At 46.3% G+C, this 21,000-nt stretch carries 17 protein-coding genes and 1 tRNA gene; 15 read left to right on the top strand and 3 right to left on the bottom strand.

The window, feature by feature from the left end:
* Positions 1–160: 160 nt before the first annotated feature.
* The 7 genes from WKT20_RS10225 to WKT20_RS10255 all read left to right on the top strand — a co-directional run bounded on the left by WKT20_RS10225 (position 161) and on the right by WKT20_RS10255 (position 12,549).
* Positions 161–5,770: an alpha-2-macroglobulin family protein gene (locus tag WKT20_RS10225; protein ID WP_340417320.1), complete on the top strand. Its 5,610-nt coding sequence runs from the start codon at positions 161–163 to the stop codon at positions 5,768–5,770.
* Between the two features lie 141 nt (positions 5,771–5,911).
* On the top strand, positions 5,912–6,997 hold the full coding sequence (locus tag WKT20_RS10230; RefSeq protein ID WP_117747971.1) for a DUF1573 domain-containing protein: 1,086 nt from the start codon (positions 5,912–5,914) through the stop codon (positions 6,995–6,997).
* Positions 6,998–7,005: 8 nt separating this feature from the next.
* Positions 7,006–8,112, top strand: a complete 1,107-nt coding sequence (gene meaB, locus WKT20_RS10235) for a methylmalonyl Co-A mutase-associated GTPase MeaB (protein WP_117700779.1) — start codon at positions 7,006–7,008, stop codon at positions 8,110–8,112.
* Between the two features lie 120 nt (positions 8,113–8,232).
* The gene (potA, locus tag WKT20_RS10240) at positions 8,233–9,633 is read left to right on the top strand and encodes a polyamine ABC transporter ATP-binding protein (RefSeq protein ID WP_117747972.1); all 1,401 of its coding nucleotides are present in this window, start codon (positions 8,233–8,235) and stop codon (positions 9,631–9,633) included.
* On the top strand, positions 9,630–10,427 hold the full coding sequence (locus WKT20_RS10245; RefSeq protein ID WP_117673654.1) for an ABC transporter permease: 798 nt from the start codon (positions 9,630–9,632) through the stop codon (positions 10,425–10,427). The genes potA and WKT20_RS10245 overlap by 4 nt, the downstream gene beginning before the upstream one ends.
* Positions 10,421–11,212, top strand: coding sequence for an ABC transporter permease (locus WKT20_RS10250; RefSeq protein ID WP_007563382.1), 792 nt, complete (start codon positions 10,421–10,423; stop codon positions 11,210–11,212). The genes WKT20_RS10245 and WKT20_RS10250 overlap by 7 nt, the downstream gene beginning before the upstream one ends.
* Positions 11,209–12,549: an ABC transporter substrate-binding protein gene (locus WKT20_RS10255; protein ID WP_445323276.1), complete on the top strand. Its 1,341-nt coding sequence runs from the start codon at positions 11,209–11,211 to the stop codon at positions 12,547–12,549. The genes WKT20_RS10250 and WKT20_RS10255 overlap by 4 nt, the downstream gene beginning before the upstream one ends.
* A gap of 87 nt (positions 12,550–12,636) precedes the next feature.
* Here WKT20_RS10255 and pfkA read toward each other — a convergent pair whose 3' ends face one another.
* From pfkA to cmk, 3 genes are all read right to left on the bottom strand, one after another.
* The gene (pfkA, locus tag WKT20_RS10260) at positions 12,637–13,617 is read right to left on the bottom strand and encodes a 6-phosphofructokinase (RefSeq protein WP_007563379.1); all 981 of its coding nucleotides are present in this window, start codon (positions 13,615–13,617) and stop codon (positions 12,637–12,639) included.
* Between the two features lie 78 nt (positions 13,618–13,695).
* Positions 13,696–14,559, bottom strand: coding sequence for a 4-hydroxy-3-methylbut-2-enyl diphosphate reductase (locus WKT20_RS10265; protein ID WP_340417322.1), 864 nt, complete (start codon positions 14,557–14,559; stop codon positions 13,696–13,698).
* Complete coding sequence (cmk, locus tag WKT20_RS10270; RefSeq protein ID WP_340417323.1) at positions 14,546–15,244, bottom strand: (d)CMP kinase; 699 nt, start codon at positions 15,242–15,244, stop codon at positions 14,546–14,548. Before cmk ends, WKT20_RS10265 begins: the two co-directional genes overlap by 14 nt.
* Positions 15,245–15,661: 417 nt before the next feature.
* Between cmk and WKT20_RS10275 the strand changes: the two genes are divergently transcribed.
* From WKT20_RS10275 to WKT20_RS10310, 8 genes are all read left to right on the top strand, one after another.
* Entirely contained in the window at positions 15,662–16,348 is a 687-nt protein-coding gene (locus WKT20_RS10275) for an energy transducer TonB (protein ID WP_007563373.1), read from the top strand.
* A 77-nt stretch (positions 16,349–16,425) separates the two neighbouring features.
* On the top strand, positions 16,426–17,409 hold the full coding sequence (locus WKT20_RS10280) for a polyprenyl synthetase family protein (RefSeq protein WP_117747975.1): 984 nt from the start codon (positions 16,426–16,428) through the stop codon (positions 17,407–17,409).
* Between the two features lie 4 nt (positions 17,410–17,413).
* Complete coding sequence (locus tag WKT20_RS10285; RefSeq protein ID WP_304211445.1) at positions 17,414–18,205, top strand: TatD family hydrolase; 792 nt, start codon at positions 17,414–17,416, stop codon at positions 18,203–18,205.
* A gap of 138 nt (positions 18,206–18,343) precedes the next feature.
* Positions 18,344–18,431: transfer RNA gene (locus WKT20_RS10290), tRNA-Ser, on the top strand.
* Between the two features lie 62 nt (positions 18,432–18,493).
* On the top strand, positions 18,494–19,294 hold the full coding sequence (locus WKT20_RS10295) for a MotA/TolQ/ExbB proton channel family protein (RefSeq protein ID WP_117700771.1): 801 nt from the start codon (positions 18,494–18,496) through the stop codon (positions 19,292–19,294).
* A gap of 8 nt (positions 19,295–19,302) precedes the next feature.
* Positions 19,303–19,767: a hypothetical protein gene (locus tag WKT20_RS10300; protein WP_117700770.1), complete on the top strand. Its 465-nt coding sequence runs from the start codon at positions 19,303–19,305 to the stop codon at positions 19,765–19,767.
* Positions 19,768–19,809: 42 nt separating this feature from the next.
* Positions 19,810–20,397, top strand: a complete 588-nt coding sequence (locus tag WKT20_RS10305; RefSeq protein WP_007563363.1) for an ExbD/TolR family protein — start codon at positions 19,810–19,812, stop codon at positions 20,395–20,397.
* A gap of 2 nt (positions 20,398–20,399) precedes the next feature.
* Positions 20,400–20,864 (top strand): ExbD/TolR family protein, encoded by a 465-nt coding sequence (locus WKT20_RS10310; protein ID WP_007563361.1) that lies wholly within the window; start codon positions 20,400–20,402, stop codon positions 20,862–20,864.
* Positions 20,865–21,000: the final 136 nt, after the last annotated feature.

The following is a 21,000-nucleotide window of genomic DNA, read 5'->3' on the forward strand; positions in this document are numbered from 1 at the left end:
ACGGAGACTGTCCGATTCCCGTAAAAGGGAAAGGGGCAGCCTCCGTTTTTTGTTTCGATTTTCTGTGGTTTTACTTCTTTTAATGAAAATCTGTGCAGTAAATCAGGGTTTTGGTTTTATCTTTATAAAGACAACCTTGTAAAACTTAAAATTGGAAATGATGAACAGACTATTCTTGATATGTGCCACGGGATTGTTGGCTTTTATGTTCCCTTTGGTGGGGATAGCTCAGAGTTACGACCGTCTTTGGAAGGAGGTAGAGGAAACCCGGAAGAAGGATTTGCCGCAGACCTTGATTTCACAGGTGAACCAGATTTATGAAAAGGCAAGAAAGGAGAAGAATGCTCCGCAGATGCTGAAAGCGTATCTTTCGCGGGTGGAATGTCAGGTAGGGCTGACACCGGACAGTTTGCAGCGTGAACTTTGTCGACTGAATGCATGGGCTGCAGAGGAGAACGATCCTTTGCAGAAAGCCGTGTTGTCGTTTCTGTCAGGATACTATAAGTTGGAATCCGCTCCTCAGCAAGTGGACAGTGCATTGTATGAGTTTGACCGGGCAGTAAAGGATAAGGAGGTTTTGCTGGGCGTAGCTACGACCGATTTTCGTCCGATGGCTGAACAGGGCAAATGGAGCCAGCGCTATTTCGGTGACAATATGTACGATTTGCTGTTGCGCCAGTCCATCTTTCAACTTCTATGGAATGGGGGAGGAAGCAAGGCCGTACAGTTGGCAGTGTTCGACAAGTATGAAAAGTTGATTGCACAATACGAGGCGGCAGGAAATCGTGACGCGGAATTATTGACACGTCTGGAGCGATTGATGTATTGGCAGCGTAATGGATGGAGGTATCCACAACAGCTGTCGGACGAACAGGTGTTGGAGCAGTTGCAGGCGTGGGCAAAAGCCTATGCCGGAGTAGATGCCTGTGCGGCGTTGTATGTGTCATGGGCCGATTTCTATCATCAGAAACAAGATTTCGTGTCCGAAATGAAGGTGATAGAAGAAGGAATAAAACGGTATCCATCTTCGGAATTCACGGCCGATTTGAAGGATAAGCAGCGCATAGTGTGCATGCCGTCGCTCTCGGTGCAGGTAACTCACCCTTATCCGCAGACGGAAGCGGAACTTCGTGTCACCAGCAAGAACCTGAAAGGAGCGACGTTGGAATGGTATAGGCTGAACCTGAAGGCTTCTTCTTCTGTGTTTGCACAGAATCTGGAGCATGCGGACCTGATAAAGAAGTATGGTACACTGGTGGATGAAGTGCGGTTGGACTTGCCGGATACTCCTACGTACAAGGATACGGTTTCTGTGCTGACCAGCCGGATGCCCGAGACGGGAATTTATATATTGAAATCAATCCCCGACGGCTATCAGGATAAAATAGGATACGATGTAGTGCATCTGTCTGCAATGCAGGTGGTTTCTTTCCCGATGGAAGGAAGGCAGACGGAGTGTCATGTGGTGGACCGTAAGACCGGAAAGCCGGTCGCAGGAGCAGAATTGGTGTTTTATTCCATTCCTGTGCCAGGCAATTATACCTTATATAAGACATTTAAGACCGATAAGCAAGGCAAGGTAGTAGTGCCGGACATGAAAGAATCATTGTGGATGCATGCGTGTGCAGGTAAGGATGAGTTTATGCAGGTGGCATACTGGTCCAGAAGGGTGTTGCCGACGGTCAATGACAGCAAGAAGAAGGTGGACCGCATGGATTTGTTTACCGACCGTGCTCTGTACCGCAAGGGGCAGACGGTGTACGTGTCCGGTGTGGCTTATACGCAGGAAGGCGATAGTGTAGAGGTACGCAAAGATGCGGCCATCTGGCTGGCTTTGCGGGATGCTAATAACCGGGAGATAGCTCGGAAAGAATTGACTACGGATGACTTTGGCGCATTTTCAGCAGAGTTCCAATTACCTTCGGAAACATTGGCCGGCATGTTCCGTATAGAATCGGATAAGGCTTCCTGTTATATCCGAGTGGAAGAATACAAGCGTCCGACGTTTGAAGTCACCTGGAAGGAAGTGCAGGAAGCTTACACGATGGGGGATTCCTTGCAACTGGAAGGTACGGCGAAAAAGTTTTCCGGTGCACCGGTGCAGGGCGGTAAGGTGCGTTATACCTTGACCCGTTCAAAGGCCTGGTTCTGGCGGAACATGGCAGGAGAGCAACAGTTGGCAGAGGGTGAACTGATGACTTCAGCCGACGGAACGTTTGCGGTGAAGGTTTGTCTGGAACGTCCGGATACGGAAGTCTCCTTAGGCTGGGACGGATTCTATCGTTATCAGGTGAAGGTGGATGTGACGGATGCGGCCGGTGAAACGCAGGAAGGTGTACTGGTGCTTCCGGTGGGTGAACATGCCATCGGATTACAGATAAAGGGATTGGCTGGAAAAGTGGCTCGTGAGAAACTGGATAAGATGCAGGTGCAGGCCTTGAACATGCAGCAACAGCCGGTGGAATTGGATGTGGTCGGCTCACTTTATGCATTGGATGAGGCCGGAAAGAAGCAGCAAACAGTATGGGTGGATACGGTGAAATCCGGACAACCTTTCCTGCCGGAAGCATGGAAGAAGTTGGCTTCCGGAAAATACTTGCTGGAGGTAACCGCCAGTGATGAGCACGGGCGTCCTTGTCGTGCAGAACAGGAGTTTGTACTTTTTTCGTTAAAAGACCGGGTTCCTCCGGTAAAGACTGTGGAATGGTTCTATCAGGACGGTACACAGTTGGAGGAAACGCAGCCGGTGACCTTGTATGTGGGTAGCAGTGAAAAGAATGTACATTTGTTCTATCATGTGTACAGTGGCAACCGGATGCTGGTGTCTGACTCGTTTGTGCTGAACGAGGAAATCCGTTCGTTTGATTATACGTGGCTGCCGGAATACGGCGATGGAATCACTGTCAGCTTTGGATTTATGAAAGACGGTATCTGGTATTCCAAGCAAGTCGCTTTGAAACGTCCGGTACCAGAGAAAAAACTGACATTGAAGTGGGAAGTCTTTCGTGACCGTTTGCGTCCGGGCACAGAAGAAACCTGGACCATGCAGATTCTGGATGCGGCAGGCAAACCGGTGGATGCCCGTCTGCTAGCTACCTTGTATGATGCCTCACTCGACCGTCTGTGGGATAATCCGTGGAATTTCCAGTTGGGCTTCAGCCGGTATACTCCTTCAGTCATGCCGTTTATTCAGTCAGTGAACAGCATCGCGATGGCTTATTCGCCTTTCTATACTTATTCATTGTCTTTTGTATATACTCCTGACAACTCGCAGTTGTACAGTCGTCTGTGGGTTCCTTCTTTGCGTCAGTTTAGAATTTTCTCTCGAAACGGTCTGATGGTACGCGGGGTAGGAATCATGATGAAGGCTGCGGCCGCAGCCCCCAATACCGTGCTGACGGATGAGGCTTTGAATGCGCAGGCGGGATTCACGCAAGACGATGGAGTGGCAGAAGTAGAACTTCAGTCTGAAACGGTTTCTTTGGAAACGGAACAGACGATGACTTTGCGTGAGAATTTTGCAGAAACGGCTTTCTTCTATCCTGATTTGCGTACAGATTCAACCGGAACCGTGCGATTGGTATTTACCGTACCGGACGCGTTGACGCAATGGAAATTCAGAGGACTGGCACATACCCGCCACATGGATTACGGACTTCTGCAGGCAGAAACCCGGACCGAAAAACCGTTTATGATTCAGCCTAATTTGCCTCGTTTCCTTCGTAGAGGGGATGAAGCTTCACTGGCAGCTTCTTTGATGAATCTGTCGATGGAAGAGGTGAAAGGGACGGTACGTCTGGAATTGGTGAATCCGATGGATGAAAGTGTGGTGTATCAGGCTGTGCAGGATTTTCAGGTGAAGGCAGGAGAAACGGGTAGTGTACGTTTTACTTTCCCTGTAAATATGGATGGTGAGGTCTTGATTTGCCGGATAAAAGCAGAGGCTGGCGAGTTTAGTGACGGAGAACAGCATTATCTTCCTGTGCTGACTGACAAGCAATGGATGACGGAAACCTTGTCCTTGCAGGTGAAAGGCGGGGAATCTCAGGAAGTGAACCTGAAGGATTTGTTTAACGGACAGAGCAAAACGGCCCAGAACCGGCAGCTGACCATCGAACTGACTTCTACTCCGATATGGTATGCCGTACAGTCACTTCCGGTAGTAGGAAATCCGCAGCAGGACGATGCGTTCTCCTGGGCTTCGGCTTACTACGCCAATGCGGTGGCACGGAAAATTGTGGAACTGAATCCGCAGATTCAGCCTGTGTTTGAAGCTTGGAAAAAGCAAGGAGTAAAGAAAGAAACTTTGTGGAGTGAACTGGAGAAAAACCAGGAACTGAAAAGCTTGTTGCTGGCCGAAACGCCTTGGCTGGCTCAGGCGGCAGATGAACAGGAGCAGAGACAACGGATGGGATTGTTGTTCGACCTGAATACGATGAATTACCGCATGGAGCAGACCGTAGAAAAATTGAAGGCCTTGCAAAAAGGGGATGGAAGCTGGAGTTGGTTCAACGGCATGCAGGGAAGCCGGTTGGTTACTACGCAGGTGGTGGAACTGCTGGCCCGACTGAAATCCATGCATATCATGGCGGATGCGCAAGTGGCCGGAATGTATTTGAAAGGCTTGAATTACCTGGAAAATGCCTTCTGTCAGGAATATGAGAACCTGAAGAAAAACGAGGCTCGTAAGAAAAGCCCGCAATGGCCAAGTGAGCTGGCGGTGAGGTATCTGTATATTGCATCACTGGATGCGGTGGCAGGAGAAAAGGTGAACAAGGCGGCAAAGGAATACATGACCTCTAAACTGGAAAACCGTTCTGCTACTTATTCCATTTATGAGAAGGCATTGATTGCCCGGATTCTGCAGGCACAGGGAAAACATACGCAGGCAGAAATACTGGTACGTTCGATTAAGGAATATACGGTAGTGACACCGGAAATGGGACGTTATTTTGATACGCCGAAAGCCGGATACGCATGGAACGGTTACCGCATTCCGACGCAGGTGGCTGCCATGGAGGCTATTCAGCACGTGGAGAAGGATGAAGAGATGCTGGAGGAAATGAAACGCTGGTTGCTGAAACAAAAGCAGGTGCAGTGCTGGAATACGCCATTGGCTACGGCGGATGCGGTGTATGCCTTGCTGGCAGATGGCATGGCGTTGACAGAAGCCGGACAGATGCAGGCGGTGGCAGGCAATGTCACACTGGAAACTCCGAAAGACGGACTGGGCTGTATCAGTCATACGTTAAGTGGAGCGGAGGCAGAGATGAAGACGCTGACCGTAAGTCATACGGGAAAAGCTGCCGGATGGGGGGCTGTGTATGCACAATATCTGGAAGATATGGACCGTGTGAAGGCATTTGAAGGAAAGGGCCTGCAAGTTTCACGTGAGTATATATATAAAGGTAAGGCCTTGTCTGTCAAAGAAAAGTTGCAGGTTGGCGATAAGCTGACGGTGCGCCTGACTCTCCGTGCCGACCGGGATATGGATTTTGTATGCCTGAAAGACGAACGTGCGGCTTGTATGGAACCAGTGCGGCAAATCTCAGGCTACGAATGGTCCGATGGCTTGGGACGGTATCGGGTAAGTGGTGATGCGGCGACTACCTTCTTTATGGATCATTTGCGGAAAGGAACCTACGTCATTGAATATGAAGTGCATGTAGACCGTTCGGGAGTATATCAGGCAGGTACATCGGAAATACAGTCACTATACGCTCCTGAGTTTGGCAGTCATACGGAAGGATATACATTATATATCGAATAAAATCACGTCCGGGCCGGGATTCCGGTTCGGACGTTTTTACAAAGTTCTGAGGTTATGGAGAAAATAAATTTTCAGACTTGATTTTGCTTGTTTCCGTTTTCTCCCTATCTTTGTTTCCGTAATTTAGAAAGAATAAAATCAATGAAACGAATATATACCCTTCTTTTTTTGTGTGTTGTCGCTTGCATGTCCTTATGGGCTCAGCCTAAAATATCCTTTGATATGACTACTAAGGACTTGGGCTACGTGTTGTGGCGCACTCCGGCAACCGTGACTTATCAGTTTACCAATACGGGAGACAAGCCGTTGGTTATTTCCAATGTGACGACTTCCTGTGGATGTGCCAAGGCACAATGGACAGAAGAACCTGTACCTGCCGGAGGAAAAGGAAAGATTACGGTGGTGTTCGATGCGGAAGCCATCGGGCATTTCTATAAAGACGTGGGTGTGTATTGCAATGCAGCTTCTCTGCCCATTTATCTGGACTTTAACGGAGAGGTGACAGCCGATGCCAAGAACTATTCCTTTACGCATCCTTATGCCATCGGTGCCATTCGTTTGAATCAGGAAGAACTTGATTTTAAATCGGTCAATAAGGGAGACCGTCCGGTCATTGAGTTGTTGGTGGCCAATACTTCCAACAAGGCTTATTCACCTGTGCTGATGCATCTTCCTCCTTATCTGGAGGCTAAAGCAGTACCCGAAAAACTGGGACGTGGAAAGACCGGAAAGATTCTGGTGATACTGGATTCTGAGAAATTGCCGAAATTAGGTATTACACGTGCTTCTGTCTATTTGTCCCGCTTCCCGGGTGATAAAGTCGGCAGTGAGAATGAAATACCTGTATCTGTGGCTCTGTTGCCTGACTTCTCCAAGCTGACCGAACAGCAGAAAAACAATCCTCCTCAGATTACGTTGTCGGCTAAGGAGCTGGAATTTGTGGATTTGAAACCCAACCAAAAGAAATCACAGACGATTGTCATTTCAAATACAGGTCGCTCTGACCTGAATATTCAGGATATGCAGGTGTTCAGCATGGCTTTGGCCGTGAAACTGAAAAAGAGAGTGCTGAAACCGGGTGAATCGACCAAGATGAAGATTACTGTGCTGGCACAGAACCTTCACCGTGTGAAAGGTACACCCCGTGTCCTGATGATTACCGATGATCCTAACCAACCGATGATTACCATCCGTGTGAAAGCCCGGCTGAAATCGTCCGAAAAATAAAAACTTTTATGGAACACCCCGAAAACAACGAAGCTTATAAGGGGTTAACTGTGAACCAGGGAGTGGAACAACCCTCCATTGTTAATCCTTATCTGAATCTGAGAAAGAAACCCAAACGTCGTCAGTATTCTGCTGCCGAGTATGTGGAAGGTATTGTGAAAGGCGATGTGACCATGCTGAGCCAGGCGGTCACGCTGGTAGAAAGTGTCAAGCCGGAACATCAGGTGCTGGCACAGGAGGTCATTGAAAAATGCCTTCCTTATTCGGGTAATTCTATCCGTATCGGTATCAGCGGAGTGCCCGGTGCCGGAAAGAGTACGTCGATTGATGTATTCGGACTGCATGTGCTCGAAGAAAAAGGAGGAAAGTTGGCAGTTTTAGCCATAGACCCCAGCAGTGAACGTTCCAAAGGAAGTATCTTGGGGGACAAGACCCGAATGGAAAAATTGTCGGTACATCCTAAATCCTTTATTCGTCCCAGTCCTTCGGCTGGCTCATTGGGCGGTGTGGCCCGTAAGACCCGTGAAACCATCATCTTGTGTGAAGCTGCCGGATTTGATAAAATTTTTGTCGAGACCGTGGGAGTAGGTCAGAGTGAAACAGCCGTACATTCCATGGTAGACTTCTTCCTGCTGATTCAACTGGCCGGTACGGGCGATGAGTTGCAGGGTATCAAGCGCGGTATCATGGAGATGGCCGATGGTATCATTATCAACAAGGCTGACGGAAACAATGTAGAGAAGGCACAGTTGGCTGCTACACATTTCCGTAATGCGCTCCATCTTTTCCCGGCTCCTGAATCCGGATGGACTCCTCAGGTGCTGACGTATTCCGGATTTTATAATATCGGTGTCAAGGAAATCTGGGATATGGTGTATGCCTACATCGACTTCGTCCGCAAGAACGGTTATTTTGAACACCGTCGTAACGAGCAGGCCAAATACTGGATGTATGAAACCATCAATGAGCATTTGCGCGACAGCTTCTATCAGAATCCGGAAATCGCTTCCTTGCTTCCCTTGCAGGAAAAAGATGTACTGGAAGGACGGGCAACGTCTTTCTCGGCAGCCAGAAAACTACTGGAAATGTATTTCTCCGGGTTGAAGCAGGAGTGATGAATAAATATTCAAAACGGCTTGTTCCTATTGGACTAATTAAAAATAAGGAAGAAAAATAAGGGTGATATGCCTTGTGAAATGAATTAATATGTAACTTTGCGAACTAATTTTCAAGAAATGATGCAAAGTGAAATTAAACCTATTATAGAGGTAAAGGGTGTATCAAAGTTTTTTGGTGAAAAAACAGCCTTGGATAATATCAATTTATCCATCAAAAAGGGAGAGTTTGTAACCATCTTGGGCCCTTCGGGATGTGGTAAGACGACCTTGCTGCGCCTGATAGCGGGATTTCAGACCGCTTCGGAAGGGGTGATTCGTATTGCAGGGGAGGAGATTACCCAGACTCCTCCTCACAAGCGTCCTGTCAATACAGTTTTCCAGAAATATGCCTTATTCCCTCATCTGAATGTGTATGACAATATCGCTTTTGGCTTGAAACTGAAAAAGATGCCAAAGGATACGGTACTTAAAAAAGTGAAGGCTGCCTTGAAAATGGTGGGCATGACCGATTATGAGTACCGCGATGTCAACTCGCTTTCGGGTGGACAGCAGCAGCGTGTGGCCATTGCCCGTGCCATTGTGAACGAGCCGGAAGTATTGTTGCTGGACGAGCCGCTGGCTGCGCTTGACCTGAAAATGCGTAAGGACATGCAGATGGAGCTGAAGGAAATGCACAAGACGCTGGGCATTACCTTTGTGTACGTGACGCACGACCAGGAAGAAGCCCTGACATTGAGTGATACCATCGTGGTGATGAGTGAGGGACGTATCCAGCAGATTGGTACCCCTACCGACATCTACAATGAGCCGATTAACTCGTTCGTGGCCGACTTTATCGGAGAAAGTAATATCCTGAACGGAGTCATGGTGAAAGATAAGTTGGTACATTTCTGTGATCGTGACTTTGAATGTGTGGACGAAGGATTCGGCGAAAACACACCGGTGGATGTGGTGATTCGTCCGGAGGATTTGTATATATTCCCGGTGTCGGATATGGCACAGCTTCGTGGTACCGTACAGTCCTGTATTTTTAAAGGAGTACACTATGAAATGGTGGTATTGTGCCACGGCTATGAGTTTGTGGTGCAGGATTATCACGCTTTCGAGGCCGGAACCGAAGTGGGTATGCTGGTCAAGCCGTTTGATATTCACATCATGAAGAAAGAGCGTATCTGCAATACTTTTGAAGGCAAGCTTATCGATGAAACTCATGTGGAATTCTTGGGATGTGAGTTTGAGTGTGCACCGGTAGACCTTCAGAGAGTGCCATTAGGCGATGTGCTGGTAGACGTGGATTTCGGAAAAATCAACTTGCTGGACAATGCAGAAGACGGCATGCTGACTGGAGAAGTCAAGTTTATTTTGTACAAAGGAAACCATTACCACCTGACGGTATGGTCAGACTGGGATGAGAATGTGTTTGTCGATACGAACGATGTGTGGGATGATGGAGACCGTGTGGGCATTTCTATTGCTCCTGAAGATATTCGGGTACGTGTAAAACAGGAGGAACGATGAATAAACTGCGTTTGTTTTTTCTTTCACGCCGAAGCTGGACACTTCCTTATCTCATTTTCTCTATCATTTTTGTGATTGTTCCACTTCTGCTGATTGTGGTATATGCATTTACCGATGATGCAGGTCGTATGACACTTGAAAACTTCCGGAAATTCCTGGCCCATCCGGAAGCAGTCAATACCTTTATTTATTCCATCGGTATAGCCATACTGACTACGATAGGTTGTATCGTACTGGGTTATCCGGCGGCCTGGATTCTGAGCCGCAGTAATTCAAGCTATTCGCGTACGCTGATTCTGCTGTTTATCTTGCCGATGTGGGTCAACATCTTGATACGTACGCTGGCTACCGTAGCCTTGTTCGACTTTGCCAGTCTGCCTTTAGGAGAAGGAGCGTTGATATTCGGAATGATTTACAACTTCATCCCTTTCATGATTTATCCGATTTACAATACCCTTCAGAAGATGGACCCGAGTTATGTGGAAGCAGCACAGGATTTGGGGGCCAATTCTTTCCAGGTATTCTGGAAGGTGGTATTCCCTTTGTCCATGCCTGGAGTAGTGAGCGGCATCATGATGGTGTTCATGCCGACCATCTCTACCTTTGCCATTGCAGAATTGCTGACCATGAACAACATCAAGTTGTTTGGTACGACTATTCAGGAGAATATCAACAACAGTATGTGGAACTATGGAGCAGCCCTTTCCTTGATTATGCTGTTCCTGATTGCGGCCACTTCACTCTTTAGTTCTGATGAAAAGAGTGATTCAGAGAAAGGAGGACAGGTATGGTAAAGAAAGTGCTGATGCAAACCTATCTTTGGGTATTGCTGCTGTTGCTGTATGCTCCGATATTGATTATTGTGATTTATTCCTTCACTGATGCAAAGGTATTGGGCAACTGGACCGGCTTTTCGCTCAACCTGTACCGCTCCTTGTGTAACACCGGAGCACATCATTCCCTGATGAATGCGCTGATAAATACAATAGCCATTGCCTTTATTGCTGCGACGGTATCGACCTTGTTGGGAAGTGTGGCTGCCATCGGAATCTATAACCTGAAGGCCCGCAGCCGGAAAGCCATGGGATTCATCAATACCATTCCTATATTGAACGGAGATATTATTACCGGTATTTCCTTGTTCCTGCTGTTTGTGTCATTAGGCATTACCCAGGGATTTACCACCGTAGTGCTGGCACATATCACCTTCTGTACTCCGTACGTGGTGCTGAGTGTGTTGCCGCGCCTGAAACAGATGAATCCGAACCTATATGAGGCCGCACTCGATTTGGGAGCTACTCCTATGCAGGCTTTGTGGAAAGTGATTATTCCGGAAATCCGTCCGGGAATGGTAAGCGGATTCTTGCTGGCACTGACCATTTCCATCGACGATTTTGCGGTAACGGTGTTTACCATCGGAAATCAGGGACTGGAAACGCTTTCTACCTATATTTATGCCGATGCCCGCAAGGGTGGGCTTACGCCGGAGCTTCGTCCGCTGTCGGCTGTGATTTTTGTGGTGATACTGGTGCTGCTGATTATTATTAACCGTAGAGCTGACAAAGCAAAGAATAAATGAAACAGAAAATGAAAAGGTGGAACTGGTGGGTAGCTTTGTGCGTGTGCTGTCTGTTGACAGGGTGCTACAATGCTGATGAATCGCGCGAAAATGTGCTCAAGGTGTATAACTGGGCAGACTACATAGGTGAAGGCGTACTGGAAGATTTTCAGGAATATTATAAGGAACAGACGGGAGAAGATATCCGCATCGTGTATCAGACGTTTGACATCAACGAAATCATGCTGACAAAGATTGAGAAAGGGCATGAAGACTTTGATGTGGTGTGTCCTTCCGAGTATATCATCGAACGAATGCTGCACAAAGGCTTGTTGCAGCCTATTGATACGGCTTTTGCTCATTCACCCAATTACATGAACGGAGTGGCACCCTATATCCGTCAGCAGATAGATAAACTGACGGTGAAAGGCGATTTGCCGGCCAGCCGTTATGCCGTGTGCTATATGTGGGGTACGGCCGGACTGCTTTACAACAAGCAGTTTGTTTCCGAAAAAGACCTGAAGTCATGGGGATGCTTGTGGGAGAAACGCTTTTCCGGCAAGATTCTGATGAAGGATGCCTATCGCGATTTGTATGGCATGGCTTTGCTGTATGCGCATCGCGAGGATTTGAAAGACAGTACCCGCAGTGTGGCTGACCTGATGAACGACTATTCACCGGCTTCCATGGACTCGGTGGAAAAATATCTGAAACTGTTGAAGCCGAATGTGGCCGGATGGGAAGCAGACTTTGGTAAGGAAATGATGACCAAAGGCAAGGCCTGGATGAACATGACCTGGAGCGGAGATGCACAGTGGGCCATGGAAGAAGCGGCAACGGTAGGAGTGGACCTTGCCTATACCATTCCGGAAGAAGGCAGCAATGTGTGGTACGACGGATGGGTAATTCCTAAGTATGCCAAGAATCCTAAGGCAGCCAGCTATTTTATCAACTTCCTTTGTAGGCCGGACATCGCTTTGCGTAACATGGAAGAGAACGGGTATGTGAGTGCCATTGCTGCCCCGGAAATTCTGGAAGCTTGTATTGATTCTACCCTGGATAAGGAAGTCGATGCCAGCTATTTCTTCGGTCTGGAAGCACAGAAGGTGAAGCTGCGTAACACACAGTATCCCGACAAGTCTGTGATAGCCCGTTGCGCCATGATACGTGACTTTGGAGACAAGACCGTAGATGTGCTGGAAATTTGGTCGCGCGTGAAAGGCGACAACCTGAATAGTGGGATTGTGATTCTGATTCTTTTGGTGGTAGTAGGACTGAGTGCCTGGCAGATTCGCTGCCGCTGGATACGTTATAAACGTCATGCACGTACGCACCGCAGAAATCGCCGGAGAAAATAAAAGAAGAAAATACAGTATACAAAAATCCCCCTTCAAAAGACGTTTAAATGCTTTTTGAAGGGGGATTCTTTATATGGAATTGTTCTGTTAGATTGACAACTCGTTCAATACGCTAACCAGTTCGCGGTCGATAGGCTTGTCGTTCTTGATAGCCTTGGCAAACGGAACGTACACAATCTGGTCGTTTTCGATACCAATCATGACGTTGCGCTGACCTTCCATCAGGGCCTGGATGCTGGCTACTCCCATACGGCTGGCAATGATACGGTCGTGTGCGGTCGGGCGTCCACCACGCTGCAAGTGTCCTAAAATAGTCACACGTACGTCGTACTGCGGATATTCGTTCTTCACACGTTCTGCATAGTGCATGGCTCCACCGGTGATTTCACTTTCAGCTACCAGCACGATAGAACTGCTCTTTGATTTACGGAAACCGTTGTTGATAAATTCTTCCAACTGGTCCACTTCCGTATTGAATTCCGGAATGATGGCAGCTTCGGCACCCGCAGCAATGGCACCGTTCAATGCCAGGAAGCCGGCGTCGCGTCCCATTACTTCCACAAAGAACAAACGTTCGTGTGAAGTAGCGGTATCACGTATTTTATCTACTGCATCCAGAATCGTATTCAGGGCAGTGTCATATCCGATGGTTGTGTCCGTACCATACAAGTCGTTGTCGATGGTTCCGGGCAGTCCGATACAAGGTACATCAAATTCCTGAGCCAGCAGGCGGGCACCGGTCAACGAACCGTCACCACCGATGACTACCAGTGCATCGATACCTTCGCGTTTCATAGTTTCATAAGCTATCTGACGGCCTTCCGGTGTACGGAATTCCTGACAGCGAGCTGTTTTCAGGATGGTACCTCCTAATTGTATGATATTGCTGACATTTTCAGTCTTGAATTCCTTGATTTCTCCTGTAATCAATCCTTTATACCCACGGTAGATACCTTTAACTTGTAATCCGTTGTAGATGGCAGAGCGGGTGACTGCACGGATTGCGGCGTTCATGCCGGGAGCATCTCCTCCGGATGTAAGAATACCAATACATTTAATAGTTCCCATAATTGTTAGTTGTTAGTTTGATTTTTATGAAGCAAAAGTACAAATATGAATTTATATTGTAACTGATTTTCTTCTTTATTATTCGTCCATTATAACTTTTTTACACGCTTCCATCAGCCATTTAGGGGTAGAGGTGGCTCCACAGATTCCAATGGAATGTGCATGTGACAATAAGGCCTTGTCAATCTCTTCCGGTTTGTCAATCTGGTAAGAGTTAGGGTTGACTTTCTTGCATTCCTGAAAGAGGATTTTTCCGTTGGAACTCTTATGTCCGCAAACGAAGAAAATCAGGTCGTGACTGGCAGCAAATTCCCGGATATGCGGCATGCGGTTGGCTACCTGACGGCAGATGGTATCGAAGTACTGGAAGGAGGCTTCCGGTGAAATGTGGGTCTCGATGTAGGACACTATCTGGCGGAATTCGTCGAGCGACTTGGTTGTCTGCGAATACAGGCGGATGTCTTTGTTCATGTCCAGTTTGCTGACTTCTTCCAGCTTCTCGATGACGATGGCTTTGCCTTCGGTTTGGCCCACCAGTCCCAACACTTCTGCATGGCCGTTTTTCCCGTAAATAACAATCTGTCTGTCTTTGTCGTGGGGAGTGGTGTCGTACTCCTGCTTGATTCTTTTTTGCAGGCGCAGCACTACCGGACAGGTGGCATCAATGATTTCGATGTGGTTTTTCCGGGCCAGTTCGTAAGTCTCAGGAGGTTCTCCATGTGCTCTCAGCAAGACCTTTACATTCTTCAAGCGGGCAAACTCTTCGTGGTTGATGGTAATCAATCCCATTTCCTTCAGTCGCTCGCACTCCTGCCCGTTGTGTACAATATCCCCCAGGCAATACAGAGGTACACCCTTTGCCAGTTCTTCTTCTGCTTTTGAAATGGCGGTCGTCACTCCAAAGCAGAATCCTGAGTCCTTATCTATTTCAATGTGATGCATGTGCAGCTTTTTCAAATTGTTCTTTCAGCCATTGTTTTTGTTCGGCAATGGTCAGGTGGCTGTTGTCCAGTAAAATCGCGTCGTCAGCCTTGCGCAGGGGACTTACTGCCCGGTTCTGGTCGATGCGGTCGCGTTCTTCTACGTTGTGAAGAATTTCTTCGAACGAAGCATCCTGACCTTTGGCTTTCAGTTCCTCGTAACGGCGCTGTGCACGGATTTCGGCAGAGGCTGTCACGAAAATCTTCAGTTCCGCATTCGGGAATACGGCTGTTCCGATGTCTCTTCCGTCCATCACGATTCCTTTTTCCTTGCCCATTTCCTGCTGTTGCTGAACTAAGGCCTTGCGCACAAAGTCGAGTGCTGCCACCGGACTGACATGCGAGGAGACTTCCATGGTGCGGATACGCTCTTCCACGTTCTTCCCGTTGAGGAAGGTCATGGGGCGCTGGGTTTCCGGGTTGAGCTGGAAGGAAATCTGGATTTGTCCCATTTGCTGGCGGAGCACTTCTTCCTGAATGCTTCCGTCGGCATTAAACAATCCGTTTTCCAGACAATACAGTGTAACGGCTCGGTACATGGCGCCGCTGTCTATATAGATGTATCCGATTTCTTTGGCTAAGTCTTTAGCCATGGTACTTTTCCCGCAGGAAGAGAATCCGTCGATGGCAATAATAATTTTTTTCATGTTTCGGCTTCGATAAAATAGATTTCGCATTGACAAAGATAGTGTAAATCCTTTGTATATCGGATGTTTTGGATAAAGTTTTTGGCGTCTCTTCCTTATAATATAAGGTAGAAATTCGTTTGGGATTCCAGAGATGAAAAAACGTTGTAGCAATGATTCGGACACCTGTTTGTGTTTTTTACGTTTCCTTTCCGGAAAACCTATGTTTCTCATGGCGGAAACGTAGGTTTTCCCTGCGTGAACCCTACGTTTCCGCCATGAGAAACATAGAACACGCAAGGCGATATGCTGATTATTTCAAGTGCGGAATAAAAAATATGCATTGTTTTACATTATTTTTATGTTGGGGTGTCGGAGTTTCGGGGAATTATGCTACCTTTGCCACGTATAGAGTATTAACCTTTAATAAACACATTTATGGAAGTCAAGAAATCGCCGAAAGCGGACCTCGAGGGCAAAAAGACCACGTGGTTATTGGTAGGTTTCGTACTGATCTTGGCAGCGATGTTTGTAGCGTTCGAATGGACAGAACGTGACAAGCAGGTCACTACCGATACCGGTATCACCGAACCAATCTTTGAAGAGGAAATGATTCCTATCACTGAACAGGAAGAACAGAAGCAGGCACCTCCTCCTCCTGAAGCTCCGAAAGTGGAAGAAGTTCTTCAGATTGCAGAAAATGATGCAAACGTAGAAGAATCTACTATCCAGTCAAGTGAAGAAAACAACCAGGCTGTGGAAATCAAGTATGTACCGGTTGAAGTAGAAGAAGAAGAACCGGAAGAACAGCAGATTTTCCAGGTGGTAGAAGAAATGCCGGAATTCCCGGGTGGTATGGCTGAATGTTTGAAGTTCATCGGTAAGAACATCAAGTATCCGACTATCGCACAGGAAAACGGTGTACAGGGACGTGTAATCATCCAGTTTGTGGTTAACCAGGATGGTTCTATCGTTGACCCGGTGGTTATGCGTAGTGTAGACCCGTACTTGGATAAGGAAGCACTCCGTGTGATCAAGATGATGCCGAAATGGAAACCAGGTAAGCAGCGTGGTAAAGCTGTACGTGTAAAATATACCGTGCCTGTAACCTTTAAGTTGCAGTAATCTATTGACCGTTATAATAAAGTGAAGGCTGCATTTTTGCAGCCTTTCTTTTTTCTCTTATCTTAAATTACATTTCCATGAAACAACAGACAAGCGAACAATTGTTACAGCAGATTCACGAATATATCGGAAACCTTTCTTATATGCGGGAGCCGATGGGACTTTATGATCCGATTGAGTATGTATTGGGGTTGGGCGGAAAGCGTTTGCGTCCGGTGCTGATGCTATTGGCTTATAATTTATATAAGGAAGATGTGACCCGTATCTTTTCACAGGCAGCAGGCATTGAAACCTACCATAACTTTACTTTGCTGCATGATGACCTGATGGATAAGGCGGATATGCGCCGCAACAAGCCTACGGTACATAAAAAATGGGATGAGAATACGGCTATTCTTTCCGGAGATGCAATGCTGATTCTTGCTTATCAGTTCATGATGAAGGAATGTTCGCTTGAATGTGTGGAACGCGTGATGGAAGTGTTTGGCCGTACCGCCCTTGAGGTATGCGAAGGACAGCAGTGGGACATGGAGTTCGAGCATCGTCTGGATGTGACGGTCGACGAGTATATCGAAATGATTCGTCTGAAGACTTCCGTGTTGCTTGCGGCAGCCTTGAAAATTGGTGCCATCTTGGGAGGTGCTCCGGAAAAGGATGCGCAGTTGCTCTATGATTTTGGCATTAAGATGGGACTGGCTTTCCAGTTGCAGGATGATTACCTGGATGTGTATGGTGATCCGGCTGTCTTTGGAAAGAAGATTGGAGGAGATATTCTTTGCAATAAGAAGACCTTTATGCTGATTACCGCCTTGAATCTGGCTGAAGGAGAAGACAAGGAAACATTACTGAACTGGCTTCGTGCTACGGACTACGTGGCTGAAGAAAAAATCCAGTCGGTTACAGCTCTATATAATAAGGTAGGAGTTCCTGAACTTTGTCAGGCTCGCATTGATGCCTATTATAAGGAAGGACTGGAGTTGCTGGATAAGGTAAACGTGGAATCCTCTCTTAAAGAAGAACTGAAGAAGTTTGTTTGTCATTTAATGGACCGTAAATTGTAAAGATATGAACGCCCTGATTGATACTCATACCCATCTTTATACTGAAGAATTTGATGCCGACCGTGAACTGGCGGTGATTCGTGCAGTCGAAGCAGGAGTGACTCGCTTGTTTATGCCTAACATTGATGATACGACGGTCGAGGCTATGCTTAAGCTGTGTGAGGCGCACGATTGCTGCTATCCGATGATTGGTTTTCATCCCACATCGGTAGATGCCGGTTGGAAGGAACGTCTGGAAAAAGTGAAAGGGTATCTGACTTCTTCTTCTCATCGCTTTTATGGAATCGGTGAGGTGGGTATTGACTTGTATTGGGACAAGACCTTCCGTGAGGAGCAGATGATTGTCTTTGAAGAACAGGTGAAGTGGGCACTGGAATACGACCTGCCTCTGATTATACATTGCCGGGAAGCTTATCCGGAACTGCTGGAGGTATTGTCGGGTTACAAGCATACAGCCTTGCGGGGAATCTTCCACAGTTTCACGGGTACTAGTGAAGATGCAGAACGGCTGTTGGAGTACGAATCTTTTATGCTAGGTATAAACGGAGTGGTTACTTTCAAAAAAAGTACTCTTCCCGAAGTCTTGAAGAATGTGCCTTTGAAGCGCGTCGTGCTCGAAACCGACTCACCTTATTTGGCTCCTGTGCCTTATCGTGGCAAACGGAATGAAAGTGCAAATCTGGTAAAGGTGGCAGAATGTCTTTCGGTAATCTATGGAGTACCTTTGTCGGAAATCGCCTCCCAGACTACAGAAAATGCTTTAAAAGTCTTCACAAATGCGGAGAAAAGTTTTTAAAGTTTATTAATTTCGACTTCAAAAGTAAACTTTTGTAGGCTTGATGTTATGTAAGACGAAAAAAAAGAATACATTTGTGACTGAAATCAGCGCGGGGTATAAAAATAACTGAAATATCTCCCCGACTGATGGTAAAAAGGAGAGGTGCTCGAGTGGTTGAAGAGGCACGCCTGGAAAGCGTGTATACGCCAAAAGCGTATCACGGGTTCGAATCCCGTTCTCTCCGCGAAAAAAGAGAAAAACAATTAACAAACTATTAATTAATTAATCTTAAAAATTAGACACACAATGAAAAAGTTATTTGCAATTCTTGCAGTGATGGGAGTCCTCTCATTTGGAATGACTCAGACAGCTATGGCTCAGGATTCTACAGCTACAGCAGCTCCGGCTCAGACAGAACAAGTAGCAGCAGCTGATGAAGCAGCAGCACCTGCAGTTGTTGAAGAAGGTGGTTTACACAAAGAATTAAAGACTAAGTTTATCGAAGGTGACGCAGGCTTCATGTCTTTGGTTGCTATCGCATTGGTACTTGGTTTGGCTTTCTGTATTGAACGTATTATTTACTTGAGCTTGGCTGAAGTTGACGTAAAGAAATTGATGGCTAAAGTTGAAGCTGCTTTGGAAAAAGGTGATGTAGAAGGTGCTAAGACAATCTGCCGTAATACTCGTGGTCCTGTTGCTTCTATCTGCTATCAGGGTTTGATGAGAATCGACGAAGGTTTGGACGTAGTTGAACGTTCAGTTGTTTCTTACGGTGGTGTTCAGGCTGGTTACCTTGAAAAAGGATGCTCTTGGATCACATTGTTCATCGCTATGGCTCCGTCTTTGGGATTCTTGGGTACTGTAATCGGTATGGTTATGGCATTCGACCAAATCCAGCAGGCTGGTGATATTTCTCCGACAGTTGTAGCAGGTGGTATGAAAGTGGCCTTGATTACTACTATCTTCGGTTTGATCGTTGCTTTGATTCTTCAGGTATTCTATAACTATATCTTGTCTAAGATTGAAGCTATTACAAGCCAGATGGAAGATTCTTCTATCACATTGCTTGATATGATCATGAAGTACAACTTGAAATACAAAAAATAATAAGAACAATGGCTAAATTATCATACAAGGTATCATACTACGTATTCTATGTATGCATCGCACTGATCTTGGTAGTGCTGGGCATGTTCTACGGAGTAGGATACAGCGAAACAAATGCAGCTGGTTTGGTTGAACCGGCTAACACTCCGGCCCTGATGTACCTGATGTACGGTATGTTTGCGGTAACTGTAGTGGCTACACTTATAGGAGCTATCGCACAGTTTGGTGGAGCTTTGAAAGACAATCCGAAAGGTGCTATCAAGTCTTTGATTGGACTGATTCTTTTAATCGTATTGCTGATCGTTACTTATAATATCGGTTCTTCTGAAACTGTAATTATGGGTGGTGGTACAGAATATACCAATGTAACCATGTTGAAGGTAACAGACATGTTGCTGTACTCTACTTATGTATTGTTCGGCTTGGCTGCTATCGGTACATTGATTAACTTGTCTGGAATTTTGAAGAAATAATATCATCATTGAAGTTTAATTAAAATATAAGGAGTAAGTCAAATGGCAAAAAAGAAAAGATCAGTGCCCGGAATTAACTCAAGTTCTACGGCCGATATTGCCTTCATGTTGCTTATTTTCTTCCTTATTACAACATCAATGGATACTGACCGTGGTTTGGCGAGACGTTTGCCGCCTCCGCCTGAAAACAAGGAGCAGAAAGATGATATTATTGTAAAGGAAAGAAACGTTCTTCAGGTTCGTTTGAACAAAGACGACCAGTTGATGGTTGGTGGAGAATGGTCTGATATCAGACAGTTGAGACAAAAGGCAAAAGAATTCATTGCCAATCCGAATAACGATGAGAACTTGCCTGAAAAGCATGCAAAACATCTTCCGTTCTTCGGTGACGTAATGATTACAGAAAAGCATGTAATCTCTGTACAGAATGACGTGGGTACTAGCTACGATGCTTATATTCAGGTTCAGAACGAATTGGTAGCAGCTTACAATGAGTTGCGTAACGAATTGGCTCAGTCTCAGTTCGGTAAAACATTCGCTGAATGTTCTGAAGATGAACAGAAAGCTATCACAGACTATTATCCGCAGAAGATTTCTGAAGCAGAACCTAAAAAATATGGAGGAAAATAATCATGGGAAAATTTAATAAGACTGGTAAGCGTGGCATGCCGGAGTTGAATACCTCTTCTTTGCCTGACCTTATCTTTACCATGTTGTTCTTCTTCATGATTGTAACAACCATGCGTGAAGTTACATTGAAGGTTCAGTTCAAGGTTCCTCAGGCTACAGAGTTGGAAAAATTGGAAAAGAAATCTTTGGTGTCTTTCATCTACATCGGTAAACCGATGCCGGAGTTCCAGAAAAAGATGGGTACTACCGACCGTATTCAGTTGAACGATAAATTCGCTGAATCTTCAGAAGTTCAGGACTACATCTATCAGGAACGTGAAAACATGAAAGAGGAAGATAAACCGTTTATGACTGTTTCCCTGAAGGTGGATGCAAAAACCAAGATGGGTATCGTAACAGAAGTAAAACAGGCTCTTCGTCAGGCATACGCACTGAAGATTAACTATTCAGCTACTCAGCGTCAGTAATAGTTTTATAAAATATGAAAAAGGCTGTCTCTTATGAGGCGGCCTTTTTTTGTGTATCTATTCTATGTGCTAGTTTGAGTTGGATGATACTTGGCTGAAGAGTAGAGATGGCAGGAGTATCGGGGCTGACTATTTG

Origin of the sequence: Phocaeicola sp. ICN-14070 (genome assembly GCF_037892625.1) — a bacterium.
GTDB classification, from domain to species: Bacteria; Bacteroidota; Bacteroidia; order Bacteroidales; family Bacteroidaceae; genus Phocaeicola; species Phocaeicola plebeius.